At 72.6% G+C, this 14,165-nt stretch carries 12 protein-coding genes and 1 tRNA gene; 7 read left to right on the top strand and 6 right to left on the bottom strand.

The features are described 5' to 3' along the window. Positions 1 to 839: GAF domain-containing protein (locus ACTT8P_RS28340; RefSeq protein WP_442834602.1), on the bottom strand; the 839-nt coding region annotated here is incomplete at its 3' end. A gap of 656 nt (positions 840 to 1,495) precedes the next feature. Here ACTT8P_RS28340 and ACTT8P_RS28335 point away from each other — a divergent pair. Continuing rightward, the gene (locus ACTT8P_RS28335) at positions 1,496 to 2,161 is read left to right on the top strand and encodes a bifunctional DNA primase/polymerase (protein ID WP_442834601.1); all 666 of its coding nucleotides are present in this window, start codon (positions 1,496 to 1,498) and stop codon (positions 2,159 to 2,161) included. 276 nt (positions 2,162 to 2,437) lie between these two features. On the opposite strand, the gene ACTT8P_RS28330 is transcribed toward ACTT8P_RS28335, so the two are convergent. The 3 genes from ACTT8P_RS28330 to ACTT8P_RS28320 form a co-directional block, all read right to left on the bottom strand. Then, on the bottom strand, positions 2,438 to 3,400 hold the full coding sequence (locus ACTT8P_RS28330; RefSeq protein WP_442834600.1) for a DUF5926 family protein: 963 nt from the start codon (positions 3,398 to 3,400) through the stop codon (positions 2,438 to 2,440). 242 nt (positions 3,401 to 3,642) lie between these two features. Beyond that, positions 3,643 to 4,281, bottom strand: coding sequence for an ATP-binding protein (locus ACTT8P_RS28325; RefSeq protein ID WP_361158983.1), 639 nt, complete (start codon positions 4,279 to 4,281; stop codon positions 3,643 to 3,645). A gap of 145 nt (positions 4,282 to 4,426) precedes the next feature. Further along, positions 4,427 to 5,254, bottom strand: coding sequence for a glycerophosphodiester phosphodiesterase (locus ACTT8P_RS28320; protein ID WP_442834599.1), 828 nt, complete (start codon positions 5,252 to 5,254; stop codon positions 4,427 to 4,429). A gap of 288 nt (positions 5,255 to 5,542) precedes the next feature. On the opposite strand from ACTT8P_RS28320, the gene ACTT8P_RS28315 reads away from it, so the two are divergent. Next, positions 5,543 to 7,033, top strand: a complete 1,491-nt coding sequence (locus tag ACTT8P_RS28315) for a S1C family serine protease (RefSeq protein WP_442834598.1) — start codon at positions 5,543 to 5,545, stop codon at positions 7,031 to 7,033. Positions 7,034 to 7,085: 52 nt separating this feature from the next. After that, positions 7,086 to 7,172, top strand: a tRNA-Ser gene (locus ACTT8P_RS28310). 99 nt (positions 7,173 to 7,271) lie between these two features. On the opposite strand, the gene ACTT8P_RS28305 is transcribed toward ACTT8P_RS28310, so the two are convergent. Beyond that, positions 7,272 to 8,144 carry a bifunctional DNA primase/polymerase gene (locus tag ACTT8P_RS28305; protein ID WP_442834597.1) on the bottom strand — a complete coding sequence of 291 codons (873 nt, stop codon included), beginning with the start codon at positions 8,142 to 8,144 and terminating at the stop codon, positions 7,272 to 7,274. Positions 8,145 to 8,517: 373 nt separating this feature from the next. On the opposite strand from ACTT8P_RS28305, the gene ACTT8P_RS28300 reads away from it, so the two are divergent. The 3 genes from ACTT8P_RS28300 to ACTT8P_RS28290 all read left to right on the top strand — a co-directional run bounded on the left by ACTT8P_RS28300 (position 8,518) and on the right by ACTT8P_RS28290 (position 11,773). Continuing rightward, positions 8,518 to 8,844: a hypothetical protein gene (locus ACTT8P_RS28300; RefSeq protein WP_361158993.1), complete on the top strand. Its 327-nt coding sequence runs from the start codon at positions 8,518 to 8,520 to the stop codon at positions 8,842 to 8,844. A gap of 535 nt (positions 8,845 to 9,379) precedes the next feature. Continuing rightward, positions 9,380 to 9,934: a SigE family RNA polymerase sigma factor gene (locus tag ACTT8P_RS28295; RefSeq protein WP_442834603.1), complete on the top strand. Its 555-nt coding sequence runs from the start codon at positions 9,380 to 9,382 to the stop codon at positions 9,932 to 9,934. Between the two features lie 162 nt (positions 9,935 to 10,096). Next, a complete protein-coding gene (locus ACTT8P_RS28290; protein ID WP_442834596.1) occupies positions 10,097 to 11,773 on the top strand; it encodes a long-chain fatty acid--CoA ligase in 1,677 nt (558 codons plus the stop codon). Positions 11,774 to 12,106: 333 nt separating this feature from the next. Here ACTT8P_RS28290 and ACTT8P_RS28285 read toward each other — a convergent pair whose 3' ends face one another. Continuing rightward, a complete protein-coding gene (locus ACTT8P_RS28285; RefSeq protein WP_442834595.1) occupies positions 12,107 to 13,372 on the bottom strand; it encodes an MFS transporter in 1,266 nt (421 codons plus the stop codon). A 163-nt stretch (positions 13,373 to 13,535) separates the two neighbouring features. Between ACTT8P_RS28285 and ACTT8P_RS28280 the strand changes: the two genes are divergently transcribed. Beyond that, positions 13,536 to 14,123: a TetR family transcriptional regulator gene (locus ACTT8P_RS28280; protein ID WP_442834594.1), complete on the top strand. Its 588-nt coding sequence runs from the start codon at positions 13,536 to 13,538 to the stop codon at positions 14,121 to 14,123. Positions 14,124 to 14,165: the final 42 nt, after the last annotated feature.

Below are 14,165 nucleotides of genomic sequence, written 5' to 3'. Positions count from 1 at the left end.
GAGCCGACCGCGAGGCCGAGCGCGGCGTCCGGCAGCGGCAGCGCGTCGTACCAGTCGCCGCCGCCGCGCGGGCCGGTGCGGTGCCGGGCGGCGAGCCGGACACCGGGGGTCCGCGGCAGCCGCGCGGGCAGCAGTTCCCCGGCGATCGTGGCCATCCGCGCGCGCACCCGCTCCAGTTCGCGCAGCCGGTCCAGGTGCTCGGCGGCCTGGCGCACGTACAGCCCGGCCAGGTGCCGCTGCCGCTCGCGCGGCTCGGCGGGCTCGTCGTACAGCCATACGGCGGCGCCCAGCCGGCCGGCGGTCCCGGTCCGCAGGGGCAGCGCGTAGCTGGCGGCGTAGCCGAGGCGGACGGCGACGTCGCGGTGCCGGGGGTCGAGTCCCTCCTCGGCGAGCAGATCGGGCTCGGCGAGGCCGCCGTCGCCGACCGGCGGTCCGTCCAGGATCCGTCCGTACGCCAGTGCGGCGCGCGGCACGGTCTCCAGGTGGCCGAGGTCGGCGCGGGTCAGGCCGAGGCCGACCGAGGTGTCCGGGCCGAGTCCGTCCGCGGGTTCCAGGACGATCAGCCCGCGGCGCGCGCCCACCAGGGCGGCTCCGGCGCGCAGCAGTTCGTCGAGGGCGTCGGCGAGGGTGCCGGTGCGCAGCAGCCGTTCGGTCAGTTCGTGCAGCGTGGTGAGGTCGGACACCCAGCCGGCGAGGCGGTCCTGGAGGAGGGCGCCCGGGGCGCCGGGGGAGTGCGGACGGGCCGCGGGGGCGCCCGGCGTAACGGGCGCGACAGTGTGTGCGGGTGAGGGAACCGTTGAATCGATTCCGGCCACATTCGAAGGGTGGGGCGCGTTCATGGCAGTCGGCTTCCCGACCGGCCCTTACTGCTCAAAAGCATCGCAAACCCCCATGTCATTCTGCGTCGCCGGCAGTGTCTCCACATGTACACGCACTCGTGAGGAGATGTCCAGCATTGTCCTGCTGGGATTCCTGGTGTCCATGAGGCGTAAGTGACTTCCTTCTCGGTGTTGTGCGAAAAAACAAAGTTGGCCGGAAACTGCCCCGGAGGACGTCTTGTTGCGGTCGACTGGTGGTGCTTCACGGAGCGTCACAGCGGTCGTGATGGGTACGTACTCGGTGAAAGCCAGGGGTGGTTGACGCCCATCCGGAACCTGGCGATGGACCCGGGCGTCCTATCCACCGACGACCGTGCCCCATCCTCCCGTGGCGGAGGCGGAGAGAAATACGCGGGACGGCAAAACGCCAGACTCCGCCACCCCCGCGCCACGCCCATGCTTTTGATGGACGCAGTATGGACGGACCGGCCGCGGACGCAGCCGATGCTCGACCCGTAGGGGTTTCCCTTGCCTCCGGCGAGGTGTGATGCGCCGACAGTTACGCGCAGCAGATACGAGCAGATGTGCGCAGCAGATACGCGTAGTGAAGAGATCGACCCATGGTGTGATGTGGACCTCGGTGTTGCCAGGCGTGCAACGGAAAGGAACGAGCGCTCATGCGCGAGATCCTCGGAAGGCGACGCAGGCTCCTGTCCCGGCGCGGCGACGGAGGGCCTGACCTGATCAGCGCGGCCCTGACCTACGCCACCCAATGGCAGTGGCCCGTTCTCCCGGGCGTGGCGGCGGACCCACAGGGGCGGTCCGGCTGCTCCTGCCCCGACCCGGAGTGCACGGTGCCCGGTGCGCACCCCTTCGACCCCGGGCTGCTCGCGGCCACCGCCGACGGGCGCATGGTGCGCTGGTGGTGGGCCAACCGGCCGGCCGCCCCGATCATCCTGGCCACGGGCGGCAGCGCGCCGTGCGCCGTGTCCCTGCCCGCGCTGCCGGCCGCCCGGGCGCTGGTCGCGCTCGACCGGATGGGCATGCGGCTCGGCCCGGTGGTCGCCTCGCCGGCCCGCTGGTCGATCCTGGTCAAGCCGTACTCCATGGAGCAGTTGGGCGAGCTGCTCTACGCCAAGGACTTCGTCCCCGGCGCGCTGCGCTTCCACGGTGAGGGCGGCTACCTCGCGCTGCCCCCGACCGAGTCCGGCGCGGGCCCCGTCCGCTGGGAGCGGGCCCCGCTGCCCGGCTCGTCCTCGCCCTGGGTGCCCGACGTGGAGGCCGTGGTCGACGCGGTGGTCGACGCCCTGACCCGTACGGGTGTGAGCGCGCCCGAGCTGTAGCGGCGGGGGTCCGGCCAACTCGCCCGGGTGCAGGGGGAGTTCCCGCCCAGGCGTACGGGGAGTCGGGCCGCGACCGCGCTCGGTGAACGAGAGCGGACGCACAAAGACCCGGTTGCTGGCGACGGGGGATGCACCAGCAACCGGGCTACTCGAACGGTAACAAGAGATCGGCGGTTAGCAAATTCCGTCTCGGTGTTTCCGGTCATCGACTTGCCTGTCCCGGCCGGGAGTTGTGACCGGAGTCACCTCTCCCGCCCTCCCCGCCGGCGGACGCCGTCAGCTGAGCGTGACCTGCCGGTTGGTCAGGCCGCCGCGGGCCCGGCGCTCCTCCGCGCTGAGCGGCGCGTCCGCCTCCAGCGCCTCGGCGAGACGCTCGGCGAACTCCGCCGCCGGCTTCTCGATGTCCGCCGCGGACACGGCGCTCGGCAGGTCCCAGACCGGCACGATCAGCCCGTGGGCGCGGAACGAGCCGACCAGCCGGGTGCCCTCGCCGAGGGACGACCGGCCCGCCGCGTGCAGCCGCGCCAGCGCGTCCAGGAGCCGCTCCTCCTCGTGCGGCATGACCCAGCGCAGGTGGTTCTTCTCCGGTGTCTCGCACCAGTAGGCGGCGTCCACGCCCTGGAGCCGGACGGTCGGGATGGCCGCGGCGTTGGCCCGCTCCAGGGAGGCGGCCACCTCGGGCGTGGCGTTCTCCGCGTCCGGGACCCAGAACTCGAAGCCCTCGTGCACCACTGGCTCGAAAACGCCCTCGGCGTCGAGCAGGTCCTGGAGCCGGGGCCCGTCGGCCGGAGCGCGGCCGGCCTGGACCGGCGTACCCGGCTCGGCGCTCAGGGCGCGCCGGAGGGTGTCGGCGAGGTCGCGGCTGATGTCACCGGAAGGCGTGTCGTTCTGGAGCCCGAGCAGGATCGAGCCGTCGTCGCGGCGCAGCGCCGGCCAGGCCATCGGCAGCACCGTGGCCAGGGTGACGGACGGCACGCCCTCGGGCAGGCCGCCCTTCAGCGGCAGCTCGGCCGTGGCGGCCGGCACCAGCTCGCGCAGCGCCACCCAGTCGCACTCGCCGGGCAGCCCCTCGAACGGGCGCTGCACCAGCTCGGTCACGGCCTGCGCGGCGGCCCGGCCGTGACAGGCCTTGTAACGGCGACCGCTGCCGCAGGGGCAGGGCTCGCGGGCGCCGACGACCGGGACCTCCGCGTCGAGCTGAGGCCGCTTGGCCTTCGTCTGGGGTCGCTTCTTGGCCATCGTGGGTGTCTCCCGGTTACGGCTCTTCTGGTACGGGCGCGAGCCTAGCCGCTCACGTCCCGGGCGACGGGGCCCTGTGGACAACTCCGGGGCGGGGATGAGGGGGTCGGGACCCGTCGGCCGGGGCCCGGCTCCCGTACGCCGCCGTCCGGGACACGTCACTGACTCGGGTGCGTACCGATGGACTCGCGTACGTCCTCCACCGACGCACGTACCGATCGGATCGAGCACGTACCGGAGCGTCAGCCCAGATCGTCGAACGCGTCCGCGAAGTCCAGTCCCGGTATGTCGGCCACCGCCGGGGCGCCCACCCGCGCGGCGAAGTCGTCACGGCGGTGCCCCGCGTCCGGGTCGTACACGTCGTCGTGCACGACGACCCAGACCGTGACCTCGCCCCGGGCGTCGTCACGTACGCCCCAGTCGTCGGCCAGCGCGGTGATGATGTTGAGCCCGCGGCCCCCGTGGGCCGTCACCGAGGGCGTGGCCGGGGCCGGACGGGTCGGTCCGCCGCCGTCGGTCACCTCGACCAGGAGCCGGCCGCCGGCGTCCACCCGCCAGGCGGCACGGACGTCACCGTCCCCGGCCAGGGCGTCGCCCAGGGGCCGGCCGTGTTTGCAGGCATTGCTCAAGAGTTCGGAAAGGATCAGTACGGCGTCGTCGATGACCGCTTCCGTGACCCCGCCCTTGCGCAGCTGATCACGCATGCGGTGTCTTGCCTTTCCCACGCCCGAAGGGCCATGGGGAACGGTCATGCTCGACGACGTCGGCACCTCCTGTGCCACCACCAACGCCACCCCCGAGACCTCCTTTGCCCCACGCCACGGTGTGGATGCCCCATTGGCCTGAACCGGAAACCGGCCGATCCCCGCCCGGTGACGCATTCGACACACCCGAACACGTTCCGAACGCGCCGGAGCACTCCCTGTAACCAGATGGCTGATTTGCGCCGGTTCGACCGCCGGTTCGACCGCCGGTTCGACCGCCGGGCCGGCCGCGGCCGCCGGGCCGGCGTACCGGCCGGGGGTCTCAGCGGCCGAGGTGATCCAGCACCGCGCGGGGCCGGTTGGTGATGATGGCGTCCACGCCCAGACCCACGCAGAGGTCCACGTCCCGCACCTCGTTCACGGTCCAGACGTGCACCTGGTGGCCGGCCCGCTTAAGGCGCTCGATGTAGGCGGGATGGCTGCGCACGATGCGGACCGAGGGGCCCGCGATCCGGACACCGGCCGGCAGCCGCCCGTCGCGCAGCCGGGGCGAGACGAACTGCGTCAGGTAGACGGTGGGCAGCGTCGGCGCGACGGCCCGCACCCGGTGCAGCGAACGCGCCGAGAAGCTCATCACGCGCACGCGCGTGTCGTCCGCGTCGGCCGGCGCGTCGAGCCCGAACCGCTTCAGCAGGATCAGCAGCCGCTCCTCCACCTGCCCCGCCCACCGCGTGGGGTGCTTGGTCTCGATGGCCAGCTCCACCCGGCGCCCCGCGTCGGCCACCAGCTCCAGCAGCCGTTCCAGGGTGAGTACGGACGTCGCCTCCCGGTCCTCCGGCCGGTGCTCCCACTGCGGCTCCTCGCCGCGCATCCGCCACGCCTCGCGCGTCTTCCAGGAGCCGAAGTCCAGCGCCGCCAGGTCGGCCAGCTCCATCGCCGAGACCGCGCCGCGGCCGTTGGACGTACGGTTCACGCGCCGGTCGTGGACGCACACGAGGTGGCCGTCGGCCGTCAGGCGCACATCGCACTCAAGGGCGTCCGCACCCTCTTCGATGGCCTTGGTGTACGCGGCGAGGGTGTGCTCGGGGGCCTCTTCCGAGGCCCCGCGGTGGGCGACGACCTGGATACGGTGCTGTCGTGCGTGGGTCACCGCGTCATGGTGTCACCGCGCGGAGGCAGGTGGGAGCCGGATGGGGCGGCACGGACGGTCCATCCTGACCGGTATGTCTTACATTCCCTATGTAAGAAATAACCGCGGACCCACAGCGACCGCTTATGGTGCTCTGACGGCCCGTGGGAAAAGCTGACGGCATACAAAAAGACATGCGAAGACATGCACAGCTACACCGCGTCGGACCCGTCCGGGCCGGCGCGCACGAGCGTGGCTGAGTGCGACTCAGTGTGACCGAACAACAGCCGTGGATCGAGGAGTAAAGCTGTGAGCACCGAGAACGAGGGCACCGCGGTTCCTCCGGCCCCGTCCGCACCCCCCGTGCCGGTGGACACTCCCGCAGCCGCCTCCCCGCAGCCGCCGGCAGCACAGGGCGGCGCTGCCCAGGGACACCCCGGCGGCCAGGGCGGACCGGCGCAGGGTCAGCAGGCCGGACCGGGTCAGGGACAGGCCGGCCCGGCCCCGTACGGGTCCGGTCCCGGCACGCAGGGCTCGGCCCCCGACGCCTCCTGGCCGCCGCCCCCGCCGCCGGCCGCCCCGTACGGAGGCGGCGGCGACGGCACGGGTGGCGGGGCCGGTTACGGCGGTGGCGACGGCTCCGGCGGCTGGGGCGCCGCGTACCAGCCGCCCGCGCCGAAGTCCGGCGGCGGACGCGGTGGACTGGTCGCCGCCGTCCTGGTCGCGGCCCTGGTGGCGGGCGGTCTGGGCGGCGGCCTCGGCTACACGCTGGCCGAGAACAACGACTCGGGCTCCACCACGGTCTCCGCCTCGGACACCGGCGGCTCGGTCAAGCGCGACGCGGGCACCATCGCGGGCGTGGCCGCCAAGGCGCTGCCCAGCACGGTCACCATCGAGGCCGAGAGCACCAGCGGCGAGGGCGGCACCGGAACCGGCTTCGTCTTCGACAAGCAGGGCCACATCCTCACCAACAACCACGTGGTGGCCGAGGCGGTGGACGGCGGCAAGCTCACCGCCACCTTCCCCGACGGCAAGAAGTACAACGCCTCGGTGGTCGGCCACGCGCAGGGCTACGACGTCGCCGTCATCAAACTGGCGAACGCCCCCTCGAACCTGAACCCGCTGCCGCTGGGCAACTCCGACAAGGTGGCCGTGGGCGACTCCACGATCGCCATCGGCGCCCCGTTCGGCCTGTCCAACACCGTCACCACCGGCATCATCAGCGCCAAGAACCGCCCGGTCGCCTCCAGTGACGGCAGCGCCGACAGCAAGGCGTCCTACATGAGCGCCCTGCAGACCGACGCCTCCATCAACCCGGGCAACTCCGGCGGCCCGCTGCTGGACGCCCAAGGCAACGTCATCGGCATCAACTCCGCGATCCAGTCCGCGAGCAACGGCCTCGGCGGCACCGGCCAGGCCGGCTCCATCGGCCTCGGCTTCGCCATCCCGATCAACCAGGCCAAGTACGTCGCCCAGCAGCTGATCAAGACCGGCAAGCCGGTGTACGCGAGGATCGGCGCCTCGGTCTCCCTGGAGGAGACGACGGACGGCGCGCAGATCACCGAGCAGGGCGTCAGCGGCACCGAGCCCGTGGAGTCCGGCGGCCCCGCCGACAAGGCCGGTCTCAAGCCCGGCGACGTCATCACCAAGCTGGACGACCGCGTGATCGACAGCGGCCCCACCCTGATCGGCGAGATCTGGACCCACGAGCCCGGCGACAAGGTCAAGGTCACCTACAAGCGCGACGGCAAGGAAAACACCGTCGACCTCACCCTGGGCTCCAAGTCCGGCGACGACTGACCGGCCCGCTCCCGGTACGCTGTACCCGCTCCGCCCCTGCCGGCCGGAGCGGGGTGGGTTGCCCGAGCGGCCTAAGGGAACGGTCTTGAAAACCGTCGTGGCAGCGATGTCACCGTGGGTTCAAATCCCACACCCACCGCAGGCGAACGGCCCCTGACCAGTACGTATGGTCAGGGGCCGTTGCCATGTCCGCAGTCTGCGGCTGAGGGGATGACGGTCTGGGGGAGGGCAGGGGCCGTCAGGGTCGATGCCCCGTCATCCGTGCCGCCGAGGCCAGGGTGGCGCGGGCCTCGGGTTCGGTGAGGCCGGTGTGGAGGGCCGCGGTGAGCAGGGCGTCGGTGAGGGTGGGGCCGAGGCCCTCCTCGTAGGCGCGGCAGGCCGCCCAGAACAGGCGGGTGTTGCGCTGGCCCTCGTGGGCGGAGCGGACGAACTGGACGAGGCCCTGGCCGTGGGCGGCGGACGGGGAGGGGGCGGTGGTGCGGTGGTGTGCGCGGGGCGCGGGGAGCAGGAGGCGGAGTAGGGCGCGTGGGCAAGGGGCGGGCGCGAGGTGCGCGGTGCCGGGGGCCGTGGTGTACGCGCCGTGCCGGGTGCGGGAGCCGGGGCCGACGAGGTAGCCGCCGGCGCCGCGGATGTCGATGCCGGGTGCCAGGCGGCCGGCCGAGTTGGGGACGACGACGTCGGGCGGGCCGGTCAGCCACAGGTGGCGGCCACCGCTGGGGGTGAGGACGACCACCGTGGGCGGGATCGTGAACAGGTGCCGCAGGGCCAGTTCGCGCAGGGCGGTCGAGGAGCCGGCGTCCGGTGTCGTGTCCAGGTCGACGCCGATGAGGTGGTGCGGCGGCAGGCCGCAGGCGATGCCGTAGCCCGTGGCCCAGGGAGCGGCGGCGAACAGTTCGCGGACGCGGGCCGGGTCGGTGGTGGCGTCGTGGACCCCGTGGCCGAGGCGGCCGCACTCGCCGTGGCAGGGGGTGGGGTCGGGGTCGTCGCGGTGCGGGGAGCGCAGCGCCGGGAGTTTGGTCCGGGACAGCGGGATGACGGCCAGGCCGCGTTCGGCGGCTGACAGGGCGTGTGCGAGGGCCAGCGTCGTGGCCTGCCGGTCGGTGGTGGCCATGACTTTATTTTCGTACGCGCGTTCGATGAAGGGAAGGGGCGTGCGTGCGACACGCCGGGGCGGGGCGGTCGGGGGTGGGTGTGCCGGAACGCTTCACCTCTTGCGGGGCTTGGGGTGTTGCTGTCCCTCCTGTCCTGAGCTGAGACGCAAGGGGCGCAAAAGGGTTTATCGACTTGTCCTCACGCTTGAGGGCGAATCAGGGCGATGGGGGTGGTTCGCCGGGGATCCGATGGGCAACTCTGATCACGCGACGTCGTGCACAGCACCGGGGCGGATGGCCAACTTCCCTGGTGAACAGGCCGGTTCAGATCAGGTTCAGGTACTTCTCGCGTCTTCGGCAGCAGCCGGTGCGCACCTTTCTGGAGGAACACACATGGCAAGCATCCGTACCGCCCGCGTCATCGCCGCCGTCTCCGCCCTGCCGCTCGCCGCCGCCCTCTTCGCCGGCGTGGCCACCGCGGACAACGGCGCCCTCGCGGACGACGGATCCAGCTCGACCGCCGCCGAGGCCTACGCGGGCATCATCGGCAGCGGCGTCGGCGACGACAACAACGGCAACTCGGCGACCACGCAGCAGCAGGCGGTCGGCTCGGGTGCCACGAACCAGAACAACACCGCGCAGGTCGACGGCTCCCGGTTCGCGTACATCAACCAGGGCAACGACAACGTCTCCGTCAACTTCACCCCGCTGTGGTGGTGAGCTGAGGGGCCGGCGCGGGTGTGGGCTCACCGGCACCGGCCCCTCGCTCCGAAGCTGCAGAGCGGGTGTGCTTCATGGGGTCGCGTTGCGTCCGCGCGGCGGTACTTCGGTACCGCCGCGCAGGCGTCTTCGGCATCGGACGCAGCGGCTCTCCCCGGCCCGCTCGCCAAGGCAGACCCAGGGCCGGGGCACCGGGGGAACCCTCACTCGCCTCCACCCCTCGTCCACCTTCAGGAGGTGGGGCCGGCCCCACCCCTACAACCTGAGGCGGAGCCCGCTTCGGGACCTGCGGCCGATCCGGGGCCGTATCCGTCGCTCATAGCGTTGAGGCATGACCACACCCGTCTGCACCAGGGCATCGGACGCCGCCAGGCCGGCGACGCAGACCTCGCCCAGGACGTCTCCCAGGACGCCGCCCAGGACCTCGCCCAGGACCTCGCCCAGGACCTCGCCCAGGACCTCGTCCAGGACCCAGCCGAAGACCTCGTCGAAGGCTCTGCCCAAGGTCTCGGCCAAGGCCCTGCCCAAGGCCGCCCTGCCCAAGGCCGCCCTGCCCAAGGTCTCGCCGCAGCAGCCGTTCGCGTACCCGTCCTTCGCGTCGTACGTGCGGGCCCGGCAGCCGGTGCTGCTGCGCACCGCACGGTCGCTGACCGCGAACCCGAGCGACGCCGAGGACCTGTTGCAGACCGCGCTCACCAAGACGTACGTCGCCTGGGAGCGGATCGAGGACCACCGCGCGCTGGACGGCTATGTCCGGCGGGCCCTGCTGAACACGCGGACCTCGCAGTGGCGCAAGCGCAAGGTCGACGAGTTCGCGTGCGACGAACTGCCCGAGCCGGAGCCCGTGCCCGGCGGCAGCGACCCGGCCGAGCAGCAGGCGCTGCACGACGCGATGTGGCGGGCGATCCTGCGGCTGCCCGCCCGCCAGCGGGCGATGGTCGTCCTCAGGTACTACGAGGATCTCAGCGAGGCCCAGACGGCCGAAGTGCTCGGCGTCTCCGTCGGCACGGTGAAGTCGGCGGTCTCCCGCGCCCTGGGCAAACTCCGGGACGACCCGGAACTCGACCCCGAGCTGGGCATATCCAGGTGACCCGGACTCCGACGAGCGGCTGACGCCGGCCTTCGTGAGCGGCCGGGCGCGGCCCCGCGAGTGGGCCGAGCGGGGTGCGATCGGTGATCGATCACCGATACCTAGTGACATACCGCGTGGTACGTGCGCAGAATCAGCGCACCCCTTACCGCCGCGTAGGCAATGTCGCCCCGGGAGGTCACCGTGCTGAGCACGATGCAGGACGTACCGCTGCTCATTTCCAGGATCCTGACCCACGGGTCGACCGTCCACGGCACCTCCCAGGTGACCACCTGGACCGGCGAGGGGGAGCCGCACCGCCGTTCCTTCGCCGAGATCGGCGCCCGCGCCGCCCAGCTCGCGCACGCCCTGCGCGACGACCTGGGCGTCGGCGACGACGACCGGGTCGCGACGCTCATGTGGAACAACAGCGAACATGTCGAGGCGTACTTCGCGATTCCCTCCATGGGCGCGGTCCTGCACACCCTCAATCTCCGCCTCCCGCCCGAGCAGCTCGCCTGGATCGTGAACCACGCGGCCGACCGCGTCGTGATCGCCAACGGTTCGCTGATTCCGCTGCTCGCCCCGCTGCTGCCGCACCTGAAGACGGTCGAGCACGTCGTCGTCTCCGGCGCGGGCGACCGGGCCCCGCTCGACGCGGCCGCCGTCCAGGTGCACGAGTACGAGGAGCTGATCGCCGGGAAGCCGGCCGCCTACGACTGGCCGGAGCTGGACGAACGCGCGGCGGCGGCCATGTGCTACACCTCCGGCACCACCGGCGACCCCAAGGGCGTGGTGTACAGCCACCGCAGCGTCTATCTGCACTCCATGCAGGTCAACATGGCCCAGTCGATGGGCCTGACCGACCAGGACACCTCACTGGTGGTCGTGCCCCAGTTCCATGTGAATGCGTGGGGTCTGCCGCACGCCACCTTCATGACCGGCGTCAACATGCTGATGCCGGACCGGTTCCTCCAGCCCGCGCCGCTGGCCCGGATGATCGAGAGCGAGCGGCCGACGCACGCCGCCGCCGTCCCCACCATCTGGCAGGGCCTGCTCGCCGAGCTGACCGCCGAGCCCCGGGACGTCTCCTCCCTCACCCAGGTGACCATCGGCGGCTCCGCCTGTCCGCCGTCGCTGATGGAGGCGTTCGACGCGCTGGGCATGCGGGTGCGGCACGCCTGGGGCATGACCGAGACGTCCCCGCTGGGCACGGTGTGCATGCCGCCCGCCCACGCGATCGGCACGGACGAGGAGTTCGGCTACCGCGTCACCCAGGGCCGGTTCGCGGCCGGCGTCGAGGCCCGCCTCACCGGCCCGGGCGGCGAACGGCTGCCCTGGGACGGCGAGTCGGCCGGCGAGCTGGAGGTTCGGGGCCCCTGGATCGCCGGCGCCTACTACGGCGGACCCGCCGCCGAACCGCTGCGGCCCGCCGACAAGTTCAGCGCGGACGGCTGGCTGAAGACGGGCGACGTCGGGACCATCTCCCCCGACGGCTACCTCACCCTCACCGACCGCGCCAAGGACGTCATCAAGTCCGGCGGCGAGTGGATCTCGTCCGTCGACCTGGAGAACGCGCTGATGGCCCACCCCGAGGTCGCCGAGGCCGCCGTCGTCGCCGTGCCCGACGACAAGTGGGGCGAGCGTCCACTGGCCACGGTGGTCCTCCGGGAGGGCGCCACCGCCGATTTCGAGAGCCTGCGCGCCTTCCTCGCCGACGAGCGGGGGATCGCCAAGTGGCAGCTCCCGGAGCGCTGGACGGTCATCGAGGCGGTGCCGAAGACGAGCGTCGGCAAGTTCGACAAGAAGGTGCTGCGCCGCCGGTACGCCGCGGGGGAGCTGCCGGTCACTCGGCTGTGAGGCGGCGGGGCGTTCGGGTTCGTGGGGCGGTCAATTCGGGTTCGTAGGGCGGCGAAGGGGGGCGGTCAGGGAGACCCCGGCGGTCGCCCTCCGCCCGTGACCCCGGCGGTCGCCCTCCGCCCGTGACCTCGGCGGTCTCTCCGCCCGTGACCTCGCCGGTCTCTCCGCCCGTGACCTCGCCGGTCTCTCCGCCCGTGACCTCGCCGGTCTCTCCGCCCGTGACCTCGGCGGTCTCTCCGCCCGTGACCTCGCCGGTCCCTCGCCCGTGACCTCGGCGGTCTCTCCGCCCGTGACCTCGCCGGTCCTCGTACGTCCGTCCGCCGAACCCCACCGTCACGCCCCCGTGACCACCCCGCCCCGGCGCGCCCGCGCCGAAGTCGCCACCCAGCCCAGCACCAGCCAAGCCCCGGCCACCGCGCACACGCCGCCCCAGCCCCAGTGGGTGAAGGCGGTGCCCGCGAGGGCCGAGGCGGTGGCGCCGCCGGCGAAGCCCGCGACCACGTAGGCCGTGTTGGCGGTGGCCGGGGCGGAGGTGGTGGTCAGGGCGAGGGTCTGGTTGGCGACGTGGGAGGCGACCAGGGCCGCGTGCACCAGGACCGCCGCCGCGCACAGCGCCGCCATGATCTGACCGCCCAGCCAGAACAGCGGCACCGACACGGCGGCGACCAGGTACGCGGTCCGCACCACCTTGGCGGCGCCGAACCGGTCCACCAGTCCGCCCGCGAGCGGCGCGACCACGCTCGCCGTCAGTCCGAAGAGACCGAACAGCCCGGCCGCGGCGGTGGTCATGCCGTACCCGTCGACCGCGCTGCCGCCGGTGAGGAGCAGGGCCAGGGAGGTCCACATGGCGCTCCACGCGCCGTACATCCCGGCCTGCCGCACGCACGCGCGCCACAGGTCGGGCGAGTGCCGCAGCACCCCCGGCAGCGCGGCGAGCCCGGCGAACAGCGGTCCGCTGTGCCGGGGCGTCTCCCGGGGCAGGACGGCCGCGGTCGCCAGGCCCAGCACGGCGGTCAGCGCGGCGGCGCCCAGGAAGACCCAGCGCCAGCCGAACGCCTGCCCGGCGAGGCCGCCGGCCACCCGGGCCGCCACGATGCCGGTGAACAGACCCGCGATCACGGCCGCGACATGCCGGGCCCGGTGGTGCGCGGGGGCGCGCTGGGCGACCAGCGGGACCAGGAGCTGCGGTACGACGGTGGCGGCCGAGGCGATCAGTACGGCGCCGGCGAGGGCGTACGTCCCGTTCGCGGCCGCGCCGGCCACCAGGGCCGCGGCGGCGGCCAGCGTCAGCACGGCGACGAGCCGCCGCCGGTTCACCCGGTCCCCGAGCGGGGCGAAGAAGAGCAGGCCGGCCGCGTAACCGAACTGCGCGACCGAGGCGAGCCAGGCCACCGCCGAGGGGGTGGAGCCGAAGTCGCGGGCGATGAGGGGGAGCAGCGGGGCCGCTATGTAGATGTTGGCGGCCGTGGCGGCGGTGCAGACGGCGATCAGGGGGAGGAAGAGGCGGGAGCGCAGGGTGGGCTTCGGCGGGGTGGCGGCACGGGCCGCCGCCCCGGTCCCGGTTCCCGGCGCTTCGGTGGTGGGTGCTGGTGACGACATGGGCGGGACAACTCCTTCGCGCACACGGTCGGTCTTGCGACTAGGCAATTAGGCGACTGGGCAACTAACTGGTTGGTTGGTGACAACTCAAGAGACTGCCGCCGCATTCCCTTCCGGTCAACCAAATAGTTGGTTACCGAGCCGGGGCGGCTACCCTGGCCGCATGGCAGCAAGGGACCCCGAAGCCACCAAGGCGCGGATCTTCGAAGCGGCGGTGGCGGAATTCGCCGCGCACGGGGTCGCGGGCGCCCGCATCGACCGCATCGCGGCCGAGGCCAAGGCCAACAAGCAGTTGATCTACGCCTACTACGGCAACAAGACGGAACTGTTCGCGACCGTCCTCGAGCACAGGATGCTCGACCTGGCCATAGCGGTCCCGGTCGACCCGGACGACATCGAGGGCTGGATCGACCGCCTGATGGACTACCACGTCGACCACCCCGAGCTGCTGCGCCTGCTCTTCTGGGAGGGCCTGGAGTACGGCGCGGAGGAACTCCCGCACGAGGCCGAACGCCAGCAGCACTACGCCCGCAAGGTCGCCGCCCTGCGCGACGGCCAGCGGCGCGGTGTGGTCACCGACGCGATCCCCGCCGCCGACCTCCTCTTCCTGCTGGTCGCGATGACCAACTGGGCGATGGTCGTCCCCCAGATGAAACGCATCCTGGTCGGCGGCGAGGCCCCCGACGCCGCCCGCCTGCGCGCCTCCATCAAGGAGGCGGCCCGCAGGATCATCGCCGTCGAGGGTCGTTGAGCCGGGGGTCGGGGGTCGGAGGTCGGGGGTCGGGGTAAGCCG

The organism is Streptomyces sp. JW3, from assembly GCF_052216785.1.
GTDB lineage: Bacteria > Actinomycetota > Actinomycetes > Streptomycetales > Streptomycetaceae > Streptomyces.
The sequence above is the reverse complement of the archived record's forward strand: the minus strand, read 5'-3'. Positions and strand labels throughout refer to the sequence as shown.